The following is a 22012-nucleotide window of genomic DNA, read 5'->3' as shown; positions in this document are numbered from 1 at the left end:
GAACCACATGAGTGAAATACTGTTTGGCCTGTTTGCTCTGATCAGCGCGCTGGTGGTGGTGTTCGTCATCGCCTTGAGCATTCATTGGGGCAATAAACGCGAGACGGGGCTGGTGCCGTACGTGTTCTATCCCGTCATGCTGTCGATCGCGGTGACGGCCATCCTGTCGAACCGCGATATCTCCGGCAACGAGATCCTGCTGACCGTGCAAACGATACGCCACCCGGCCGGCGTCTGGTTCGGCCGGCTGACCTCGCTGTTCGTGATCTTTGCCTGCGGCGAGCGCATCCTGCACCGCCTGGTGACGCGCGAAGTGCAGAAGCCCATGCCGATGCTGCTGTTCTGGGCGCTGCTGATCTATTTCCTGACGAATATCCTGAGCCCCGCCTTCCTGGGCAGCCATACCGATGTCTCGCATGAATACCTGTACATGTTCCTGGCCGGCTATGCTGGATTGCTGATGACCTCGCGCGAGGTCGACAAGAGCATCGTGTCGATGCGCAATGCTACCTTGCTGTTCCTCGTGCTCAGCGCCGCCGTCGTGGCCTGGAACCCGAACATGGTGCTCAACAAGAACTACCATGGCTTGCTGCCCTTTCTCAGCGTGCGCTATGCGGGCCTGGCCAGCCATGCGAACAGCCTGGCGCCGATGGTGGTCGCTTTCCTGCTGTGCCTGTGGAGCAAGCCGTATGCCTGGCGTTCGCTGAACCTGTTTGCCTGGGCACTGGGCCTGGGCAGCCTGCTGCTGACGCAATCGAAAACCAACTGGATCGCCTGCATCCTGTGCTTTGCCTGTATCGCGTATTTCGGTTTCCGCGAGCAGATCAAGGAACGCCTGTTCGACTACCGCCGGCCGCAGCTGTCGATCATCGCCATCTTCGGTTTCATCCTGATGTGCGTGCTGGGCATGTTGCTGGTGATGTTCGGCAATATCGATGCCAAGCTGGCGCGTTTCGCCTCGAGCAGCGAAGGGTTTGAACTGCTCAGTCTGACGGGCCGCGACGTGATCTGGCAGGTGGCCGTGCAGGAGTGGCACAAGAGTCCCGTGTTCGGCTACGGCCTGCCGCTGTGGGATGACGCCTTCCGCCTGAGCATCGGCATGCCCTACGCCACGCATGCGCACAGCCAGTTCTACCAGAGTCTGGCCAGCGCCGGCACCGTCGGCGCCGTCGGCCTGGTGCTGTACGTGATCGTGCTGCTGTACGGCGCAGCGCGCACGGCCAAGGCCAGCAAGGGGCTGTCGATGGCCTTGTTCGTGCTCATCGCCAGCCGCTCGTTCAGCGAGGTGCCCCTGTCGCTGGCCGGCTTTGCCGCCGAGGCGCTCACGCATTTGCTGCTGCTTATCATCGTGGCCGCCTACTATCCCACGGCCGACCGGCAAGCCGTCAGGGCGCGCAAGGTCCGCGTGCCGGGAATGGCGTAATGCTGTGTTCCGTCATCATCCCGCTGTATAACAAGGGGCCGTACGTCGAGGCGACCCTGGCGTCGGTGCTGGCGCAGACGCATGGCGACTGGGAAGTGCTGGTGGTCGACGACGGTTCCAGCGACGACGGCGCGCAGCGCGTGCTGGCCTGCGCCGATGCGCGCGTGCGCCTGATCCGCCAGGCGAATGGCGGCGTGTCGCGCGCGCGCAACCACGGCATCGCCGAGGCGCGGGGCGAACTCGTCTGTTTTCTCGACGCGGACGACCTGTACGCGCCCGATTACCTGCGCACGCAGGTGGGCCTGGCGCAGGCGTTTCCCGACGAATGCTTCTTTGCCACCGGCTACACCAGCTTTGCGCCCGGCAGCATGCCGGACATGGCGACCTCGCCCGTCGCGCCCGCCCAGGCGCAGCGCATCGATGAATTCTTCACGCACTTCAACCACCACTGGCCCTTCTTCTGCACCAATTCCGTGGCCGTGCGGCGCGCCGCGCTGGCCGCGCTGCAACCGTGTTTCCCGGAAGGCGAGCAATTTGGCGAAGACCTGGACCTGTGGTTCCGCCTGGCCGAGCGCCACCGCCTGGTCCTGGCGGCCGCGCCCCTGGTGGCGTACCGGCGCGAAGTGGGCGGCAGCCTGACGGCCATCCTGGGACGCGACGTGGTCTTGCCCGTGTTTCTGCGGCTCGAAGCGCGCGCGCGCGCCTGGCCAGCCAGCAACGGCGCGCGCCGTTCCGCCTTGCTGCTGGCGTCGAATGCGCGCGTGGCCGTGGTGCGCGAACTGCTCGAAGGGGGCCGGCGCGGCGCCGCCCTGGCCGAACTGGCGCGCGCGGCGCGCGATGGCGTAACGCGCCACTGGTGGACGACGGCGGCCATGTGCGTGCTGTTTACACCGGGCATGACGCGGCGCTGGTCCTTGTGGCGTAAATCACGCACTCCCGCTTAATTCCGGCGTTGCCGTTAGGCATTTCGGTATAATTGCGGCATACGCCTGAGTTCTTCGGGCGCAGAAACCCCCTTATCCATGTACGAAAAAACCGTACTGTTTGCGTTACGGTAACGTTGTACGAGTTAAATAGTAACCAAAAGTAATGTTTTCTCGACGCTCAACCCGCCCCCCGGCAAAGGAAGCCCCCGCCATGAAATCTAGCAAACGTCCACTGCTGCGCGCCGCCTGGCTATTGTTGTTGCCGCTGTGCGGACTGGCCCAGGCTGACTGGGTCCAATCGAGCGAAGCCCTTGCCGTTCGTCCGCTGCCCGACAATATGCAGTCGCAGCCGCAAAACCCGCCCACCTTCACCTGGTCGCGGCATGCCACCCTGCCGCCAGCCTATGTCATCCAGGTGATGCAGGGCGGCGCCGTGTATAAAACCTTCAATGCCACGCGCAACTGGTACTTGCCGCCGAAATCATTTCCTGCCGGCAGCTACACATGGCGCGTGCGGCCATCGACTTCGCAAGAGTGGTCGAGCCCCCGTAACTTTGTAATCGGTAGTAACTCACAGTTGTTTGAAGTGCCGGAAAATGTGACTTTGCGTAACACCATCCTGAACAAGGCACGGCCGCGCTCATTGCCGAGCGGCACCAAGCTGTTTTCCGCGTGGACGGCAGCCATGCGCACGGACCGCACGCCTGCGTTGAATGGCCTGACGGGCGAAGTCAAGTATTACATGACGGGCCTCAAGACGGTGGCCGACAGCGAATGGCCGCTGGTGCCGGGCGCGATCCGCACGGCCGCCGTGGTGGCGCAGGCGGCCAACATCATGACGCGCGTCAATCCGAATGCGCGCCAGCTGGAAGGCGCGGCGCTGCTGTACCGCCTGACGGGCGACAAGATCTACCTCGATGAAGCGATCCGCCGTGGCGACCAGTTCGCCGCGCTGAACCTGACGGGCCCCACCAGCTATGCGAACCAGGACATGGCCAGCCGCGTCATGGCGCAAAGCCTGATCAAGGCCATCGATTACCTGGGCACGGCGCTGGTCGTCAATGGCGACGCCACGCGGCGCAACAAGTGGCTGTCCGTGGTGGCGACGCGCACGAATGCGCTGTACAAGGACCTGTCGGCCAATGGCGGCCGCCTCGACCAGTACCCCTACGATTCGCACGCGGCCACCAGCATGGCCTATCTGACCCTGACGTCGACCCTGGCGCTGGGCGACATCCCCGATGCGCAGACCTGGTTCGACTTCGCCTTCCGCGCGTTTGCCAGCTCGTTCAGCATCTGGAGCGGTCCGGAGGGCGGTTTCGCCAACGGCACGGCGTATGCGGAATACGAAGCGGACTTCGCGCTGCAGATCTGGCCGGCGCTGGCCCAGGCCACGGGTGTGAACATGTTCGACAAGCCCTGGTCGCGCGGTTTCGCGCAATTCCTCATGCATTTCGTGCCGCCGGGCCAGCAGACGCACGTCTTTGGCGATGGCCACGAGACGGCGCCCGAGTACCGCTTCATGAAGGGCTTTGCCTCGCGCTACGCCACGCCGCAGTCGGCCTGGTACGTGAAGAACCTGACGCGTCCGGACGACGTGCTGACCACCTTGCAGTCGCCTTATCCGATGCCCGTCAACAGCGTGACGGCCACGGCCACGCCGCCGGCCAACGCCGCCTACTACCCGAGCATCGGCTGGACGGCCATGCACAGCAACCTGGCCGACAGCGGCCGCACTTCGCTGTACTTCAAGTCCAGCGCGTACGGCTCGTTCAACCACAGCCATGGCGACCAGAACGGTTTCGTGCTGTTCAGCGGCGGCGTGCCCCTGCTGACGGAGACGGGCTGGTATGACTGGTACGATTCGCCGCTGTGGAATTCCTGGTACCGTCCGTCGAAGTCGCACAATGCGCTGACCTTCGACGGCGGCGTCGGGCAAAACGTGGATGGCTATGAAGAGCCGCTGGCGCGCAATGGCCGCATCACGGCGTTTTCCACCACGGCGGCCGTCGATTACGTGGAGGGCGACGCCACCCTGGCTTACGCGGGCTTGCTGAAGTCGGCCGTGCGCAAGATCTGGTATGTGCGCGGCACGGACACGGCGGTGATCCTTGACCAGTTCTCGTCGGCCACGCCGCGCGTGTTCGAGTGGAACTTCCACGGTTACGCCCCCATCGTTGCCGACGCTGCCGGCAAGATCTCGATCACCAACCAGAGCCGCAAGGTGTGCATCGTGCCGCTGGCCACGACGGCGCAGCGTTTCGAACGCCGCGTGGGACCGCCGCCGCAAGCGGGTACCTATGAAGACCACGGCGTGTTCGTCAAGGCGGCCGCTGCCACCAGCGGCGAATTCCTCACCGTGCTCGACGTGGGCTGCAAGAATACCGCCGTCAAACTCGACACCAGCGCCGGCTTGCGCAAGGTGATCGTCGGCACGCAAACGTTGACCTTGCCGCTGCCCAAGTAAGGTCCGCGCGCAGCACCCGAGAAAAGCAATGCCAACCGTGGCATTGCTTTTTTTTTTTGCGCCGCAGCATGTCGCGAGCATGCTGTTTTTCATGTAACATAGATAATAAATTCATATGAGTATCGGGTGGTGTAGACTATGCCCGAGCCTTGTTTCCCCTCTGATGCGCCAGGTAGACGGTTGCCCCATGCCCTTGAAGATTTTACAATTTGTACCGGAAAGCCTGCCCACCTTCCGCGCCGATGTCGCCGTGCTGTTCGGCAAATACCTGCCGCGCCACGGCGTCGAATGCGACATCGTCGGCATGCCCACGCCCGCTTCTCCCGATACGCCGGCGGCGCAGGGCTTCCGCTCCGTGCGCAGCGGCCGCTTCCGGCACAACCGCATCGCGCGCGAACTGGCGTTTCAATGGACTTGCCTGCGCGCCTTGCTGGCGGCCACGCGCGCCAACTGCGATGCGATCCAGGTGCGCGACATGGTGCCCACGGGGCTGATGGCCCTGCTGGCGGCGCGCCTGAAGGGCATCCCCTTTTATTACTGGGTTTCGTTCCTGATCAGCGAAGGGCGCATCGAGCGGGCGCGCAGCAGCCTGGCGCAGCGCCGCACCGTGCGCGCGCGCCTGGTGCTGTGCAAGGGCCTGGTCGAGCGCTGGCTGCTGTACCGGGTCGTGCTGCCGCGCGCCGACCATGTCTTCGTGCAAAGCGATGCGATGCTCGAGCTGATGCGCGGGCACGGCATCGCGGCGCAGCGCATGAGCGCCGTGCCCATGGGCGTGGATACGGAAGTGCTGGGCCAGCAATCGATCGCGGCATGCCGGCCCGCAGGCTGGGAAAGCGTGCCGCTGCTGGGCTACCTGGGCACCCTGGACCAGTCGCGCCAGCTCGAACGCCTGCTCGACGCCTTGCTGATCGTGCGCCAGCAGCTGCCCGACGCCTGTCTGCTGCTGATCGGCGCATCGGATACGCCGTCCGACGTGGATGAACTGCTCGATTACGCGCAGCGCGCGGGCCTGGCCGACGCCGTGCGCGTGACGGGCTGGCTGCCGTCCAGCCAGGCCTGGCCCTTGCTGGCGGGCACCGATGCAGCCCTGTCGTATTTTCCACGCGGCACGATCGGCGATGTCTGCTCGCCCACCAAGCTGCTGGAATACCTGGCCCTGTGCCTGCCGGCCGTGGGCAATGACAATCCCGACCAGGTGCGCGTGCTGTCGGACAGCCAGGCGGGCTGGCTGACGGCCAGCAATCCGGCCGCGATGGCCGTGGCGATGACGGAGATTTTGCGCGACGTGCCGGCGGCGCGCGCGCGCGCCTTGGCCGGCGCCCCGTATATCGAAGCGCAGCGCAGCTACCGCGTGCTGGCGGCGGAACTGGCGCAGCGCTACCGGGTCCTGGCTGCTGCCTGACGGCATGTGTACAGACAGCAAGTATTTGTTGCCGATTCAAGCCGTGGCGCGCAGAATGAAGCTGGCCATGCTGCGTGAAAGCAACTGGAGTGTGGCCTGATCGGTGTAAAAATAGGTGCGTCCATAGCTCAATTGCAAATTTATAACATATAATGTCAATATGACTACTGTAATGTTGCTTGGACCCGCGCTCAATGCGGTCAGCGGGGTGACTACCCATTTGAATCAACTGTTTTCCTGTTCCCTGTCGCGCGACTTTCAACTGGTGCATTTCCAGGTGGGAAGTGAAGGCCGGCAAGAGTCGCGCTTGCGCAAGCTGCTGCGTTTTGCCTGGAGTCCCGTTCAGTTCGTGCGCGCCTTGCGCGTGCACCAGCCGCAGATCGTGCATATCAACACGTCGATGGAAGTGAAAAGCTATTGGCGCGACCTCGTGTACTTGCTGCTGGCCAAGGCCATGGGCAAGCGCGTGCTGTACCAGGTGCATGGCGGTGCCTTGCCGCAGGTATTTTTTGGCGGCAAGGGTCTGCTGACGGGTCTGCTGCGGCGCGTGCTGCGCCTGCCCGATGCGCTGGTCTTGCTGGCGCAGTGCGAATTGCTGGGCTACCGCCGCTTCGATGCGGCACTGGCTCCTGAAGTGATACCGAACGCCATCGATGCGGGCATGGATGCGGGCGCCAAGCCGCTTGCGCCGCTGCGTCCGCTGTCGCTCGTGTATGTGGGCCGCCTGGCCGACAGCAAGGGATTGTTCGAGTTGGTCGAGGCGATGCGCCTGGTGCGCGGCGCCGGCGTGGCGGCCACCCTGGCGCTGGTGGGCAGCGGCCCGGCCGACGGGGCCCTGCGCGAACGGGTGGCGGCGCTGGGCTTGCAGCAGGAAGTGACGTTCCTGGGACAGAAGTTTGGCGCGGAAAAAGACGCGGCGTGGCGCGATGCCGACCTGTTCGGCTTTCCCACGCACCATGAGGGCTTGCCGTACGCCTTGCTGGAAAGTATGGCCGCGCGCACGCCGGCCCTCGTGTGTCCCGTGGGCGCGATTCCCGATGTGATGCAGGACGGCGTGCATGGCGTCTTCGTGCCGCCGCGCAATGCGCAGGCGCTGGCCGACGCCATCGTGCGCCTCGATGGCGACCGCGCCCTGCTGCAGCGCATGGGCCAGGCTTGCCGCGAGCGCATCGAGCGCCATTACACGGTGGAACGCCTGGCGCAGGATTTTCGCCGCGTCTATCGCACCCTGCTGGCGCCGCCAGCGATCTAGTCGGACCCTTTTTTAAGCGAGCCTATATGTGCGGTATTGCCGGTTTGATTTTCCCCTCGTCCGTCGCCGGCCTGCCTGCGGCGCTCGACGCCATGGGGCGCGCCATCGCGCACCGCGGCCCCGATGACACGGGCGTGCTGCAGGCGGCCACGGCCGACGGCGCCTGGCAGGTGGGCTTGCTGCACCGCCGCCTGTCCATCATCGATATCGCCACGGGCCACCAGCCGCTGGGCAACGCGGATGGCGACGTGCAGATCATCTTCAACGGCGAAATCTATAATTTCCAGCCCCTGCGCGACGAGCTGATCGCGCTGGGCCACCATTTCCGCACGGCATCCGACACGGAAACCATCGTGCATGCCTACGTGCAATGGGGCGAGGATTGCGTGCAGCATTTCCGCGGCATGTTTGCGTTTGCCATCTGGGATGCGCGCAACGAGCGCCTGTTCATGGCGCGCGACCCGTTCGGCAAGAAACCCCTGTTCCTGTGGCAGCAGGAAGGCAAGCTGGCTTTCGGTTCGGAAATCAAGGCCCTGCTGGCCTTGCCGGACGTGGCGCCGCAAGCGGACCAGGCCGCCATCTGGGATTATTTCGCCTACCGCTACGTGCCGGGTCCGGCCACCTTGTTCCAGGGCATCCGCAAGCTGGCGCCCGGGTCCACGGCCACGTGGGAAAACGGCGTGCTGCGCGAACGCGTGTATTACACGCCGCCGGACAGCCGGCCCCGCGCGGCCGCGCCGCTGCCGGCCGACCCCGTCGCCACCTTCCTCGACAAGCTCGACGAATCGGTGCGCATCCGCATGATTTCCGACGTGCCCTTCGGCGCCTTCCTGTCCGGCGGCATCGACTCGTCGGCCGTGGTGGCGCTGATGTCGCGCCATGCGGGCGTGCCCGTGAAAACCTTTTCCGTCGGCTTCAAGGAGGGCGGCTTCAGCGAACTGGCATATGCGGCCGATATCGCCCGTCAGTTTTCCACCGAACACCATGAGCTGGAAGTGTCCGTCGACCAGGTCATCGCCTTGCTGCCCGACCTCGTGCGCTTCCGCGACGCTCCCGTGGCCGAACCGTCCGACATTCCCATCTATTTGCTGGCGAAGGAATCGCGCAAGACGGTGAAGATGGTCTTGACGGGCGAAGGCTCCGATGAAATCCTGGGCGGCTACCCCAAGCATGTGTACGAGCGCTATGCGGGCAATTACCAGATGCTGCCGGGCCTGCTGCGCCGGGGCTTGATCGAGCCGGCCATCGGCGCCTTGCCCTACCGTTTCCGCCGCGCCAAGACGGCCATCGTCAATCTGGGCCTGGAAGCGTTCGACGAGCGCATGCCGCGCTGGTTCGGCATGATGTCCGACCAGGAACGGGCGCGCCTGGTGGCCATGCCGGCGCCGGCGCGCCAGCGCGATCCTTCGCTGGGCTGCGGCAACGGGGACAACAGCGCCTTGCGCCGCATCCTGTGCTTCGACCAGCTGAGCTGGCTGCCCGACAACCTGCTGGAACGGGGCGACCGCATGACCATGGCCGCGTCGCTGGAAGCGCGCATGCCCTTCATGGACCACGAACTGGCCGCGTATGTGGCTAGCCTGCCGGACGACTACCGCGTGCGGGGCCGCACGACCAAGTGGATCTTGCGCGAAGCCATGAAGCAGTTACTGCCGGAAAATATCCTGTCGCGGCCGAAAGTGGGTTTCCGCGTGCCCGTCAACGAATGGTTCCGCGGCCCCATGAAGGACTATCTGTACGACCACCTGACGGGCGCCGATTCCCGCACGCGCCACTATTACCATGCGGCGGCGCTGCAGCAGGTGCTGGCTGAGCACGTGGCCGGGCGGCAAAACCACGAGAAGTTGCTGTGGAGCTTGCTGACCCTGGAAATCTGGCACCGCCAGTATCTGTGATATGCCCATGCTGAGTAACCTGTCCTGGAAACTGAACCGCTTGCGCGCCATGGGAGCGCCCGAGGTGGCGCACCGCGTGCGCGATGCCGTGCAGCAAAAGCTGCAGGCGCGCGGCTATGGCCTGGCGCATGTGCCGCCCACCGCCGCGCGCCAGCGCTTCGGCGCGCCATGGCTGGGATTGCCTGTTGACGCGGCGCCGCACCTGGCGGCGGCCGAACGCATCCTGGCGGGCCGCTTCGACGTGTTTGCCCTGCGCGATGCGGACCTGGGTTTCCCGCCCGAATGGAACCGCGACCCGAAGACGGGCACCGTGGTGCCGCTGGGCTTTGGCAAGACGCTCAATTACCGCGATGAAGCGGTGGTGGGCGACATCAAATGCCTGTGGGAACCGAACCGCCACCTGGCCGTGGCCGACCTGGCGATGGCGTACCGGCTCGGCGGCGACCTGCGCCATGCGCACGGCGCGCAAGCGTTGCTGGAATCGTGGTGGCAGCAGTGTCCGTATCCGCTGGGGCCGAACTGGAGCAGCGCGCTGGAACTGGCCTTGCGCCTGGTCAGCTGGTCGCATGCGTGGCACTTGCTGGGTGGCATCAACAGCCCCTTGTTCCAGGGCGCGCAGGGACAGGCGTTCCTGCAGCGCTGGCTCGACAGCATCTACCAGCATTGCCATTTCATCGCCGGACATTTTTCGCGCCACTCGTCGGCCAACAACCACCTGTTCGGCGAATTGACGGGCTTGCATATTGCCGCGCTCACTTGGCCTTGCTGGCCGGAAAGTGCCGGCTGGCTGGCGCAGACGGAACGGGAACTGGAAGGGGAGGCGCTGAAACAGAACGGCCCCGATGGCGTGAACCGCGAGCAAGCCATCTATTACCAGCACACGGTGGCCGACGAGATGCTGCTGTGCGTGCTGGCGGGCCAGGCCAATGGCCGTCCCCGCTCGGCTGCCTTTTTGCGGCGCCTGGAAGCCATGCTGGAATTTATCGCCGCCATGCTGAACGTGGCGGGCGAAGTGCCGATGATCGGCGACGCGGACGACGCGCAACTGGCGCACTGGGACAAGGCGCCCGGCGCGAGTCCCTACGCCGCGCTGCTGGCCAGCGGCGCGGCCCTGTTCGGTCGCGCCGATTTCAAGGCCAAGGCGCGCGCGTTCGACGACAAGAGCGCCTGGCTGCTGGGCGAGGCGGGACGCCAGGCGTTTGACGCCTTGCCGGATGGCGCGCCCGATACCCTGCCGCGCGCCTTTCCCGACGGCGGCTACTATATGATGGGCAGCGGTTTCGGCACGCGCTCCGAAGTGCGGCTGATTGCCGACGCCGGTCCGCTGGGCTACCTGGGCATCGCCGCGCACGGCCACGCCGATGCGCTGGCGCTGACCTTGTCCGTGGCGGGCCAGATGGTGCTGGTCGACCCCGGCACCTACGCCTACCACACGCAAAAGCAGTGGCGCGATTATTTCCGCGGCACCAGTGCGCACAACACGGTGCGCATCGATGGCCGCGACCAGTCCGAATCGGGCGGCAACTTCCTGTGGCTGCACAAGGCCCGCGCGCAGTGCCTGGCGTGGCGCGACGATGCCGATGGGCAATTCTGGAGCGCCAGCCACGACGGCTACCTGGGCTTGAAGGATGGTGTGCTGCACCGGCGCGACGTGCGCGTGGCGCCCGGTGCCGCGCTGATCGCGGTCGACGACGTGCTCGAGTGCCAGGGCGCGCATGAGGTGGAGCTGTTCTGGCACTTCGATCCCCGCTGCCGCTTGCAGCTGGACGGCCATGTGCTGCATGTGACGGGCGATGCCTTCGCGCTGGACATGCATGTGCCGCGCTTGCCCGACGCGACCGTGCAGCTGGTGTGCGGCAGCGACGATCCGCCGCTGGGCTGGATTTCGCACCGCTTCGATGAAAAGCAGGCTGCGCCTGTGCTGGTCTGGCGTGGGCGGCTGCAAGGCACGGCCACCTTGCGCACGGAGTTTCACCTGAGTTTGGCTACCCCTGATCTGTCAGAAAATACGAGGAAAACATGAAAATTAGCATATTTGGTTTGGGTTATGTGGGTGCCGTCTCGGCTGGTTGCCTGGCAACGGATGGACACGAAGTGATCGGCGTCGATCCGAACAGAACCAAGGTGGAGCTGATCAACCAGGGCACCACGCCCATCATTGAAAAAGACATCGGCGAAATGATCGCCGCCACCGTGAAAAGCGGCCATTTGCGCGCCACCTTCGACGTGCGCGACGCCGTCTTCGGCTCGGACATGTCGCTCATCTGCGTGGGCACGCCGTCGCAGCTCAATGGCAACCTGGACCTGAGCCATGTGCGCAAGGTGTGCCAGGAAATCGGCGCCGCCATCCGTGAAAAGGATAGCTTCCACGTCGTCGTGGCGCGCTCGACCATGCTGCCCGGCTCCATGCGTTCGCTCGTCATTCCGACCCTGGAAGCGGCGTCGGGCAAGGTGGCCGGCGTCGATTTCGGCGTGTGCAACAACCCGGAATTCCTGCGCGAAGGCACGGCCGTCTACGATTATTACAATCCGCCGAAGACGGTGATCGGCGAATCCGATGAAAAGGCGGGTGCACTGCTGGTGCAGCTGTATGAAAAGATGGATGCGCCGCTGGTGCGCACGGACGTCGAGACGGCCGAGATGGTCAAGTACACGGACAATACCTGGCACGCCGTGAAAGTGGCGTTCGCGAATGAAATCGGCAACATCTGCAAGGCCGTCGGCATCGATGGCCACAAGGTGATGGAGATCTTCTGCCAGGACACCAAGCTGAACCTGTCGCCGTACTACATGAAGCCGGGCTTTGCCTTTGGCGGCTCCTGTCTGCCGAAAGACGTGCGCGCGCTGACCTACAAGGCGCGCAGCCTGGACCTCGATTTGCCGTTGCTCAATTCCATCCTGCCGTCGAACCAGCGGCAAGTGGAAAAGGGCATCAAGATGATCGTCGACAAGGGCGCGCGCAAGGTGGGTATCCTGGGCTTCTCGTTCAAGGCCGGCACGGACGACTTGCGCGAGTCGCCGCTGGTCGATGTCATCGAATATCTGCTGGGCAAGGGCTACGAACTGAAGCTGTACGACAAGAACGTCAACCTGGCGGCCTTGACGGGCGCCAACCAGGATTACATCCTCAATCACATCCCGCACATTTCCAAGCTGATGGTGACGAATATGCAGGATGTGCTCGATTTTGCCGACACCATCGTCATCGGCAATGGCGCGGCCGAATTCAAGACCGTGCCCGGCAGCCTGCAGCCGCACCAGCACATCGTCGATCTGGTGCGCATCAGCAAAGAACAAAGTGGAGAGCAATATGACGGCATCTGCTGGTAATACCGTGGCAGGACAGCCGCGCCGGGTGCTGATCCTGGTGGAAAACCTGCCGTCGCCGTTCGACCGGCGCGTGTGGCAGGAAGCGACCACCCTGCATGCGAACGGCTATGAAGTGTCGATCATCTGCCCGACGGGCAAGGGCTATGAATCGCGCTATGAAGCCATTGACGGCATCCATATCTACCGCTACAACCTGCCGCTGGAAGCGGAAGGGGCGAAGGGGTACCTGGTGGAATATTCGCTGGCCCTGTTCCATACCTTCCGCCTGGCATGGAAGGTGCATTTCGCGCGCGGCTTCGACGTCGTCCACGCCTGCAATCCGCCCGACCTGCTGTTCCTCATCGGCGGCTTCTTCAAGTTGACGATGGGCAAGCGTTTCCTGTTCGACCACCATGACATCAACCCGGAACTGTACGAAGCCAAGTTCGGCCGGCGCGATTTCTTTTACAAGCTGATGGTGCTGTTCGAGCGCTGGTCGTTCCAGAGCGCCGACGTGTCGATCGCCACCAACGAGTCGTACAAGAAGATCGCCATCGAGCGGGGCGGCATGCAGCCCGAGGATGTCTACGTGGTGCGCAGCGGTCCCAAACTGGACCGCCTGCGCGTGCTGCCGCCCGTGCCAGCCCTCAAGAAAGGCCGCGCCTACCTGGTCGGCTACGTGGGCGTGATGGGCGCGCAGGAAGGCATCGACCTGCTGCTGCAGGCGGCGCAATACATCGTGCAGACCTTGAAGCGCGAGGATGTGCAGTTCGGCCTGGTGGGTGGCGGCACCTCGCTGGAGCAGATGAAACAGATGGCGCAGGACCTGGGCATTGCCGACTACGTGACCTTCACGGGACGCGTGCCGGACCAGCAACTGCTGGAAATGCTCAATACCTCGGACGTGTGCGTGAACCCGGACGTTGCCAACGACATGAACGACAAGTCGACCATGAACAAGATCATGGAATACATGGCCCTGGGCAAACCGATCGTGCAGTTCGACCTGGTCGAGGGCAAGGTTTCTGCACAGCAGGCATCCTTGTACGCATTGAAGAACGATCCCGTCGACATGGCGCGCAAGATCGTCGAACTGCTGGACGACCCCGCCCGCCGCGAGCAGATGGGGGCGTTCGGCCGCCATCGCGTGGTCAACGAACTGGAGTGGGAGTATGAAGCGCCGAAACTGCTGGCCGCGTATGCGCGCCTGTTTCCCGCCGCCGCGCCCGCGGCTCCCGTAACCTTGAGCAAGGACGGCCGCTGACATGCGCTGCCTGGCCAGCCATCCCCAACCTTGATGGAGTAGTACGACGATGAAAGCGATGATATTGGCGGCAGGCAAGGGCACGCGCGTGCAGCCCCTGACCTACGATTTGCCCAAGCCCATGATTCCCATCCTGGGCAAGCCTGTGATGGCTTATCTGGTGGAACACCTGGCCCAGCACGGCGTGACCGACATCATGGTCAACGTCAGCTACCTGCATGAAAAGATCGAGGAGTATTTCGGCGAAGGCCACCAGTTCGGCGTGCGCATCGGCTATTCCTTCGAAGGCTATACGAACGATGCGGGCGAGGTCGTGCCGCAACCGCTGGGCTCGGCTGGCGGCATGAAGAAGATCCAGGAATTCGGCGGCTTTTTTGACGACACGACCATCGTCCTGTGCGGCGACGCCTTGATCGACCTGGACCTGGAAGCGGCCCTGCGCGAGCACCGCCGCACCGGTGCGCTGGCGTCCGTCATCACCCTGGAAGTGCCGTGGGACAAGGTGTCGAGCTATGGCGTGGTGGTCAGCGACGACGATGGGCGCATCCGCGCGTTCCAGGAAAAACCGGCGCAGGCTGACGCGCTGTCCAACTGCGTCAGCACGGGCATTTATATTTTCGAGCCGGCCGTGCTGGACCTGATTCCGCCCGGCCAGGCGTTCGATATCGGTTCGGAACTGTTTCCCTTGCTGGTCGCGCAGGGCTTGCCCTTCTATGCGCAAAAGCGCCAGTACAACTGGATCGATATCGGCAGCGTCAAGGATTACTGGGAAGTGCTGCAAAGCGTGCTGATGGGGGAGGTGGCCCATTTGCACGTGCCTGGCACCCAGATCGCCGAAGGCGTGTGGGCGGGCTTGAACACGAGCATCGACTGGAGCGGCGGCACGCGCATCGAGGGCCCCGTGTATATCGGTTCGGGCTGCCGCATTGAAGCGGGTGCGACCATCATCGGACCCGCCTGGATAGGCCACGGTAGCCACATCTGCGATGGCGCCGAAGTGGTGCGCAGCGTGCTGTTCGAATACACGCGCGTGCTGCCTGGCGTGGCGCTGGATGAAATGATTGTCTTTAAGGATTATAGTGTCGACCGTGCCGGCCAGATGCGCCATGTTTCCGAGTATGAAAAAGATGCCTGGGGCAATGCGCGCGACCGGCGCAGCCTGCGCCGCGCGGACACGCCGCCGGCCCTGTATGCTGCCCAATAAACTGTTTGTGAAGTGAAACCATGAAAATTTATCCAGTCATCCTGTCCGGCGGTTCGGGCACCCGTTTATGGCCGCTGTCGCGCGCCGTGCTGCCCAAGCAGCTGTTGCCGCTGGTAACGGACAAGACCATGTTGCAGGAAACGGCACTGCGCGTGCAGAGCCTGCCCAACCGCCGTGCCGGCGATAGCGGACTGGCCGATTTCGACGTCATGCCGCCGCTGGTGGTGTGCGGCAATGAACACCGCTTCATGGTGGCCGAGCAATTGCGCGAGATCGGCTTGCCGCCGCTGGGCATCCTGCTTGAACCGGTGGGGCGCAACACGGCGCCGGCCGTGGCCGTCGCCGCGCAATACCTGCTGGCCATCGATCCCGATGCGCTGATGCTGGTCTTGCCGGCCGACCATGTCATCACCGATGTGGCCGCGTTTCACCAGGCCATCGCCCAGGCGGCCTTGCTGGCGGCCGACGGCGCGCTGGCCACCTTCGGCATCGTGCCGACGGCGCCGGAGACGGGCTATGGCTACATCCGCAGCGGCGCGCCCGTGCACCCCGGCGGGGCAGGCTGCAAGGTCGAGCGTTTCGTGGAAAAGCCGGACCTGGCCACGGCGCAGTCGTTCCTGGCCGCCGGTAATTATTTCTGGAACAGCGGCATGTTCATGTTCCGCGCCGAACGCTATCTGGGCGAGCTGGGGCAGTTCCAGCCGGCCATGCTGGCCGCCAGCGAAGCGGCCGTGCGCGACGGCTACCGCGACCTCGATTTCTGCCGTCTGGAAGAGAAGGCCTTTGCCGCCTGCCCATCGGACTCGATCGACTATGCCGTCATGGAGCACACGGCGCATGCGGTGGTGCTGCCGGCCGCCATCGGCTGGAGCGATGTCGGTTCCTGGTCGGCCCTGTGGGAAGTGCAGCAGGGCGATGCCAGCGGCAACGTGGTGCGCGGCGACGTGTATCTCGATGGCGTGAGCAATTGCCTGGTGCGTGCCGAGCGCCGCATGGTGGCCGTGCTGGGCGTGCAGGACCTGGTGGTGGTGGAAACGGACGACGCCGTCCTGGTGGCGCACAAGGACCAGGTGCAGCGCGTGAAACAGGTGGTTGACCACCTGAAGCAGGCGGGCCGCAGCGAACACGTGCAGCACCGCAAGGTGTACCGCCCGTGGGGCAGCTATGAAGGCATCGATATCGGCGAGCGTTTCCAGGTCAAGCGCATCACCGTCAATCCGGGCGGCAAGCTGTCGCTGCAGATGCACCATCACCGCGCCGAACACTGGGTGGTGGTCAGCGGCACGGCGCAAGTCACGTGCGGCGACAAGGTGACCTTGCTGACGGAAAATGAATCCACGTACATTCCCATCGGCATGACGCACCGGCTGGAAAATCCGGGCAAGCTGCCCCTGCACCTGATCGAGGTGCAGTCGGGCAGCTATCTGGGCGAGGACGACATCGTGCGCCTGGAGGATGTCTACCAGCGCGCCTGATGGCGCCATCACCGCAGGGCAGCCGCGGCCCCGGCCGCCTGCCTCCGATTCCCCTTACCGGTGCACCGACCCTTGCGTAACTTCCTTTGTCTTTCGCTGGCGCTGGCCGCCGGCGCCGCCCATGCCGACGCGCCTGCCGCAGCTGCGGTGCCGCCCGGCTTGCAGGCGGCGCAGCTGGCCATCGTCATCAATGATGCCGAGCCCAACAGTGTCGAGGTGGGCGAGTACTACCGCAAGGCGCACGGCATACCCGCCGCGAATGTGGCGCACGTCAACATCCCCAACCGCCCGCGCAAGCTCAGCATCGACCAGTTCACGCAGTTGAAAGAGCGCATCAATGCGCAGCTGAAACCCGAGATCCAGGCCGTGCTGATGGTGTGGAGTGCGCCGTACGCCGTCGAATGCAATGCCATCACGGCCGCCTTCACCCTCGGTTATGACGGGGATCAATGCGCGAAGACTTGCGATCCCGGTAAACCGAGCAGATATTTCAACAGCGAGGCGGCGCAGCCCTACACACAGCTGGGCTTGCGCCTGTCGATGCTGCTGCCCATCGATTTCGTGGAAGAGGCCAAGGCCGTGGTGGACCGCGGCGCCGTCAGCGGCTTTTCCGTGCCGGCAGCCAGCGCGTACTACCTGACCACCAGCGACACGGCGCGCAACAGCCGGGCCGCCTTCTTTCCGCCCGCGGGCGTGGTGCGCCAGCGCAAGCTGACCGTCAAGAACCTCAAGGCGGACAGCCTGGAAGGGGCGCAAGACATCATGGTGTACCAGACGGGACTGGCCAAGGTGGCCAAGCTGGAAACCCTGCATTTCCTGCCCGGCGCCCTGGCCGACCACCTGACCTCGTTTGGCGGCGACTTGCAGGGCAGCAGCCAGATGAGCAGCCAGCGCTGGCTGGAAGCGGGTGCGACGGCCAGCTATGGCACCGTCAGCGAACCGTGCAGCTACTGGCAGAAGTTTCCCAATCCGACCGTGCTGCTGCGCCGCTACCTGTCCGGCAGTACGGCGCTGGAAGCGTACTGGGGCAGCGTGCTGTGGCCCGCCCAGGGCCTGTTCATCGGCGATCCGCTGGCCGCCCCGTATGCGGGCTTCCGGCGTTGAAGCCTGATTCTTTCAGACAATAAAAAAGGCCCTTGCGGGCCTTTTTTCATGGTGCAGCGTGACTGCGGCTGTTACTTGCTTTTGCGGCGGCGCGCCAGGGCGACGAGGCCCAGTCCGGCCAGCAGCATGGCATAGGTTTCCGGTTCCGGCACGGCGGGAATGTCCGGCGTCACGGGAATGATGCTGCCGCCCGTGAAACCGCCACCGGAGCCGCCGCCGCCCACGCCGCCGCCGTTATTGCCCGTAGGCAAGCCATCGCCGAGGGGCCTGGAAACGACCAGGGGCGCATAGGTGTCGCTGCCGCGGGCCTGGTTGTACGAGCGGCCTGGGGCCGTATAGCCGGGGCCATCGTCGAAGGGACGGTTTTCCTCGGATGCCACGAAGTCGCGCGTGGCAAAACGGAAGTTGCGGTCGCTGTTGGCGAGCGCCTTGCGCGGTTCCTCGGCACTGCTGTCGGCCGGCAACTGGCGCGTGGCCAGGCGGTGGTTATTGTCGCCCGATTGCGCGTTGCGGAATTCCTGGTCGGATACGCCGCCGTTGAATTCCGGCGTCTTGTTCGAGCCGTCGTTGGTGCGCGTGCCCGCGCCGATGAAGCCGTTGGCCAGGCTGCAGGCGCTGTAGGTGCCGTCCAGATTGGCGTCTTTCGCATTGCCGTTCGCGGCGTGCGTGCTGGCCTGGCAATTCTTTTCATTCTGCTGAGCAGGCGCGGCCGCTTGTGTCTGTGCCTGGGCGCTGGCGCCGAACAGCATCAATGCTGCGGCCAGAAGCAAGGGACGGGAAGAGGCTGGCGTGAAAATTGGTGTTGGCATGATCGATCTCTCAAAAAGCATGGAACGGTGCGTCGCTCGACGCGGCTATCCGCATGCGATTGTTGCTGGTCCCGTCCAGGCTACTGTTGCGAGCAAGGCGGGAGAGCATTTCAAGGTCAGGCATGGATGGGGCCTGCACTACGGGGTCTGGTGTCGCAGTTCAATTCATTGTCAGGAACTAAACTTATTTGTTTGAATTATATCACATTGCGCGGCCACATGCGCGCCGGAATTGCTTTGTCGCGCTTGGCGTTGCTGAAAAGATACTGGCCGCATGCGGCAGCCCGCCTGGATTCCGTTCCGCCATTACTCCGTTCAGCTTAACGAAATGTCATCAACTCGTCATGCGCGCTGTTTAGTATGTAAATAATAAGTTCGTCATCATTTTATCAAGACCAGCTTGCCAGCGCCCACCCGGGCCGGCCACCCGCCGGCCACCCTTAACCGACCAGGAAAACCATGCCTTTCCCTCTTGCCGCCCCGTCCGTCTCGCCTTCGCCCCTGCACAAGCCCCTGCGCCTGACGGTCATGGCCGCCGTGCTGGCCAGTCTGTCCCTGCCGGCACTGGCCGCCTCCGATATCGTCATCAGCCAGGTGTATGGCGGTGGCGGCAACACGGGTGCCGTGTACCGCAACGATTTCATCGAACTGTTCAACCGCGGCGCCAGCCCCGTCAACCTGAGCAACTGGAGCGTGCAGTACGGCGCCGCCGCCAACACGAGCTGGTCCGTGACAGCCTTGCCGGCTATCGATTTGCAACCTGGCCAGTATTTGCTGGTCCAGCAAGCCAAGGGCACGGGCGGCACGCAGGACTTGCCCGCGCCGGACGCCACGGGCACCCTGGCCTTGTCGGGCACGACGGGCAAGGTGTTGTTGAGTAATAGCAAGACGGCCCAGGTGGGCGCCAGCCCCACGGGCGCGGCCGTCATCGACCTCGTCGGTTTCGGCACGGCCAACGGCTTCGAAGGGGCCGTGGCGCCCGCGCCATCGAATACCTTGTCCATCCTGCGCGCCAATGGCGGCTGCGGCGACACGGACGACAACAGCGTGGACTTCGCCACCGGCAGCGTAACGCCGCGCAATACGGCCTCGCCGCTGAATGTGTGCGGCGGCCCCGTCGTGCACAAGATCGTCACCAGCTGCCCCGCCAGCCTGGCCCTGGCCGCCGGCAGCGGCGGCAGCGCCGTGCTGCGCGCGTCCGACGTGGATGGCGTCGTGAACGCCGCTATCTTGAGCTCGCCGGCCGTGGCCGGCATCAGCCTGGCCGGTTTCAGCGCGGCCGGCGTGGCGGGCGAAAGCGCCACGGTCAGCCTGCTGGTGGCTGCCGGCGTGCCGGTGGGCAACTACCCCGTCATCGTCAGCTTCAGCAATGACCAGCAGCAGACGGCCACTTGCAAGGTCGATGTCGCCGTGCAAGGACTGGCTGCCGTCAGCCACACGATTCCGCAAATCCAGGGCGCGGGCGCGGCCAGCCCCTACGCCAATTCCGTGCAGACGACGGAGGGCGTGGTGACCCTGAAAGTGGGCACGGGCTTCTTCATCCAGGATGCGGCCGGCGATGGCGACCCTTCCACGTCGGACGGCATCTTTGTGTACACGGGCGCGACGGCCACCACCGTGCAGCCGGGCGAGCTGGTGCGCGTGACGGGCACGGTGTTCGAATACACGCCCACGGGCGCAAAGAATTCCTACACGGAATTGAAGGACGTGACGGCCATCCTCACGCAAAGCGCGGGCCACAGCATCGTGCCCACGAACGTGACCTTGCCGAACGACAAGCTGGCCGCCGTGGAAGGCATGCTCGTGCGTTTCACGCAGCCCCTGACCGTGTCGCAAAACGCCTACCTGGGCGCGCGCGGCGAATTGACCCTGTCGGCGGGACGGCGCGAAGTGCCGACCAACCGCTATCCGGCCGGCTCCGCCGAAGCGCAAGCCTTGATCGCCGCCAATGCGAACAACCTGATCGTGCTCGATGATGGGATTTTTGTCACGCCGCCCACCATTCCCTACATCGGCCAGGACAACACCGTGCGCAGCGGCGACACGGTGGCCGACCTGACGGGCGTGGTGGATTTCGGTGTCATCGGCGGTGGCGGCGCCGCGTATAAATTGCAGCCGACGCAGCCGCCGCAATTTTCGCGCGACAACCCGCGCACGGGCAGCCCGGAACTGCCATCGGGCAACGTCAAGGTGGCCAGCGCGAATGTGCTCAATTTCTTTACGACCTTTACCAATGGCAACAATATCTTTGGCCAGACGGGGCAGGGCTGCACCGTGGGTGCCTCTACCACCAAGAGCAATTGCCGCGGCGCCGACAACCTGGCCGAGTTCGAGCGCCAGCGCGACAAGATCGTGGCCGAACTGAAAGCCATCGATGCGGACGTGGTGGGCTTGATGGAAATCCAGAACAATGGCGAAATAGCCGTCACCTACCTGGTCGAGCAGTTGAACGCGGCCATCGGCGGCGTCACGTACGCCGTGGTGCCGAAGCCGGCCGCCACGGGCACGGACGCCATCCGCGTGGCCATGATCTACAAGCCGGCCAGGCTGGGCCTGGTGGGCGGCGCCATGTCGGACGCCAACGCCATCAACAACCGTCCGCCGATGGCGCAAACCTTCCAGGCGGGCAATGGCGAAAAGTTTTCGCTGATCGTCAACCACCTGAAGTCGAAGGGCAGCTGCCCGTCCGGCACGGGGCCCGATGCGGACAACAACGATAGCCAGAGCTGCTGGAACGCCACCCGCGTGCAGCAGGCCCAGCGCCTGGTGGGCAGCTTCGTGCCGCAGGTGGCGGCCGTTGCCGGCGACGCCGACGTGCTGGTCATCGGCGACCTCAATTCATATGGCGCGGAAGACCCGATCCAGGTCATCACGGGCGCCGGTTTCGTCAATGAACTCGAGCGTTTCGTGCGGCCGTCCGGCATGCCGTACTCGTATGTATTCGGCGGCCAGAGCGGCTACCTCGACCATGCGCTGGCCAGCGCCTCGCTGAGCCCGCAAGTGGCGGGCGTGGCCGAATGGCATGTGAATGCGGACGAGCCGGAAGTGATCGACTACAACATCGACTCTGCCAAGCCGCAAGACCTGTACAACGCCTTGCCCTACCGCGCCTCGGACCACGATCCCGTCGTCATTAGCCTGGACTTGCAGCCCGCCTACCGCGACATCACGGCCAGCGTGGCGCAAGCCGGTTCGGGCCTCGCGTACAACCGCGCGACGCAAAAGTACACGGGCACGTTCTCGTTCACCAACACGGGCACGAGTGCCCTGGCCGGTCCGTTCCAGGTGGTGTTCGGCGGCTTGCCGGCCGGCGTCAGCCTGGCCAACGCCACGGGCAGCCATGCGGGTGCCGCGTATGTCACGGTGAATGCGGCCAGCCTGGCGCCGGGCGCCACGGCTTCGTTTGCCGTCAGCTTCAGCAATCCGTCGAAAGTGACGATCAATTATTCCGCCAGCATTTACGCCGGCAATTTCTAAGGACA

General features: G+C 64.5%; 14 protein-coding genes. 13 read left to right on the top strand and 1 reads right to left on the bottom strand.

Annotation, left to right across the window (positions count from 1 at the left end):
- Positions 1 to 7 precede the first annotated feature (7 nt).
- The 12 genes from VPH41_RS28020 to VPH41_RS27965 all read left to right on the top strand — a co-directional run bounded on the left by VPH41_RS28020 (position 8) and on the right by VPH41_RS27965 (position 17721).
- Complete coding sequence (locus tag VPH41_RS28020) at positions 8 to 1423, top strand: O-antigen ligase family protein (RefSeq protein WP_328572229.1); 1416 nt, start codon at positions 8 to 10, stop codon at positions 1421 to 1423.
- Positions 1423 to 2367: a glycosyltransferase family 2 protein gene (locus VPH41_RS28015; protein WP_328572228.1), complete on the top strand. Its 945-nt coding sequence runs from the start codon at positions 1423 to 1425 to the stop codon at positions 2365 to 2367. Before VPH41_RS28020 ends, VPH41_RS28015 begins: the two co-directional genes overlap by 1 nt.
- 193 nt (positions 2368 to 2560) lie before the next feature.
- Entirely contained in the window at positions 2561 to 4816 is a 2256-nt protein-coding gene (locus VPH41_RS28010; protein WP_328572227.1) for a heparinase II/III domain-containing protein, read from the top strand.
- Positions 4817 to 5003: 187 nt separating this feature from the next.
- Positions 5004 to 6218, top strand: a complete 1215-nt coding sequence (locus VPH41_RS28005) for a glycosyltransferase (protein WP_328572226.1) — start codon at positions 5004 to 5006, stop codon at positions 6216 to 6218.
- Between the two features lie 172 nt (positions 6219 to 6390).
- Positions 6391 to 7470 (top strand): glycosyltransferase family 4 protein, encoded by a 1080-nt coding sequence (locus VPH41_RS28000; protein ID WP_193317680.1) that lies wholly within the window; start codon positions 6391 to 6393, stop codon positions 7468 to 7470.
- A gap of 26 nt (positions 7471 to 7496) precedes the next feature.
- On the top strand, positions 7497 to 9365 hold the full coding sequence (gene asnB, locus VPH41_RS27995) for an asparagine synthase (glutamine-hydrolyzing) (RefSeq protein ID WP_152285140.1): 1869 nt from the start codon (positions 7497 to 7499) through the stop codon (positions 9363 to 9365).
- A 7-nt stretch (positions 9366 to 9372) separates the two neighbouring features.
- Positions 9373 to 11388, top strand: coding sequence for a heparinase II/III family protein (locus VPH41_RS27990; RefSeq protein ID WP_328572225.1), 2016 nt, complete (start codon positions 9373 to 9375; stop codon positions 11386 to 11388).
- Positions 11385 to 12695 carry a UDP-glucose/GDP-mannose dehydrogenase family protein gene (locus VPH41_RS27985; protein ID WP_328572224.1) on the top strand — a complete coding sequence of 437 codons (1311 nt, stop codon included), beginning with the start codon at positions 11385 to 11387 and terminating at the stop codon, positions 12693 to 12695. Before VPH41_RS27990 ends, VPH41_RS27985 begins: the two co-directional genes overlap by 4 nt.
- On the top strand, positions 12676 to 13938 hold the full coding sequence (locus VPH41_RS27980; RefSeq protein ID WP_328572223.1) for a glycosyltransferase family 4 protein: 1263 nt from the start codon (positions 12676 to 12678) through the stop codon (positions 13936 to 13938). The genes VPH41_RS27985 and VPH41_RS27980 overlap by 20 nt, the downstream gene beginning before the upstream one ends.
- A gap of 49 nt (positions 13939 to 13987) precedes the next feature.
- Entirely contained in the window at positions 13988 to 15142 is a 1155-nt protein-coding gene (locus VPH41_RS27975; RefSeq protein ID WP_328572222.1) for an NDP-sugar synthase, read from the top strand.
- Positions 15143 to 15162: 20 nt separating this feature from the next.
- Complete coding sequence (locus tag VPH41_RS27970) at positions 15163 to 16617, top strand: mannose-1-phosphate guanylyltransferase/mannose-6-phosphate isomerase (protein ID WP_328572221.1); 1455 nt, start codon at positions 15163 to 15165, stop codon at positions 16615 to 16617.
- 72 nt (positions 16618 to 16689) lie between these two features.
- Entirely contained in the window at positions 16690 to 17721 is a 1032-nt protein-coding gene (locus VPH41_RS27965; protein WP_328572220.1) for a TIGR03790 family protein, read from the top strand.
- A gap of 71 nt (positions 17722 to 17792) precedes the next feature.
- On the opposite strand, the gene VPH41_RS27960 is transcribed toward VPH41_RS27965, so the two are convergent.
- On the bottom strand, positions 17793 to 18530 hold the full coding sequence (locus VPH41_RS27960; RefSeq protein WP_226941601.1) for a PEP-CTERM sorting domain-containing protein: 738 nt from the start codon (positions 18528 to 18530) through the stop codon (positions 17793 to 17795).
- A gap of 459 nt (positions 18531 to 18989) precedes the next feature.
- Between VPH41_RS27960 and VPH41_RS27955 the strand changes: the two genes are divergently transcribed.
- Complete coding sequence (locus VPH41_RS27955; protein WP_328572219.1) at positions 18990 to 22007, top strand: ExeM/NucH family extracellular endonuclease; 3018 nt, start codon at positions 18990 to 18992, stop codon at positions 22005 to 22007.
- Positions 22008 to 22012: the final 5 nt, after the last annotated feature.

It is taken from the genome of Janthinobacterium sp. P210006, from assembly GCF_036231885.1.
Lineage (GTDB): Bacteria > Pseudomonadota > Gammaproteobacteria > Burkholderiales > Burkholderiaceae_D > Janthinobacterium > Janthinobacterium violaceinigrum.
Note: the sequence above shows the minus strand (reverse complement) of the source record. Positions and strands in the feature narration are given on the sequence as shown.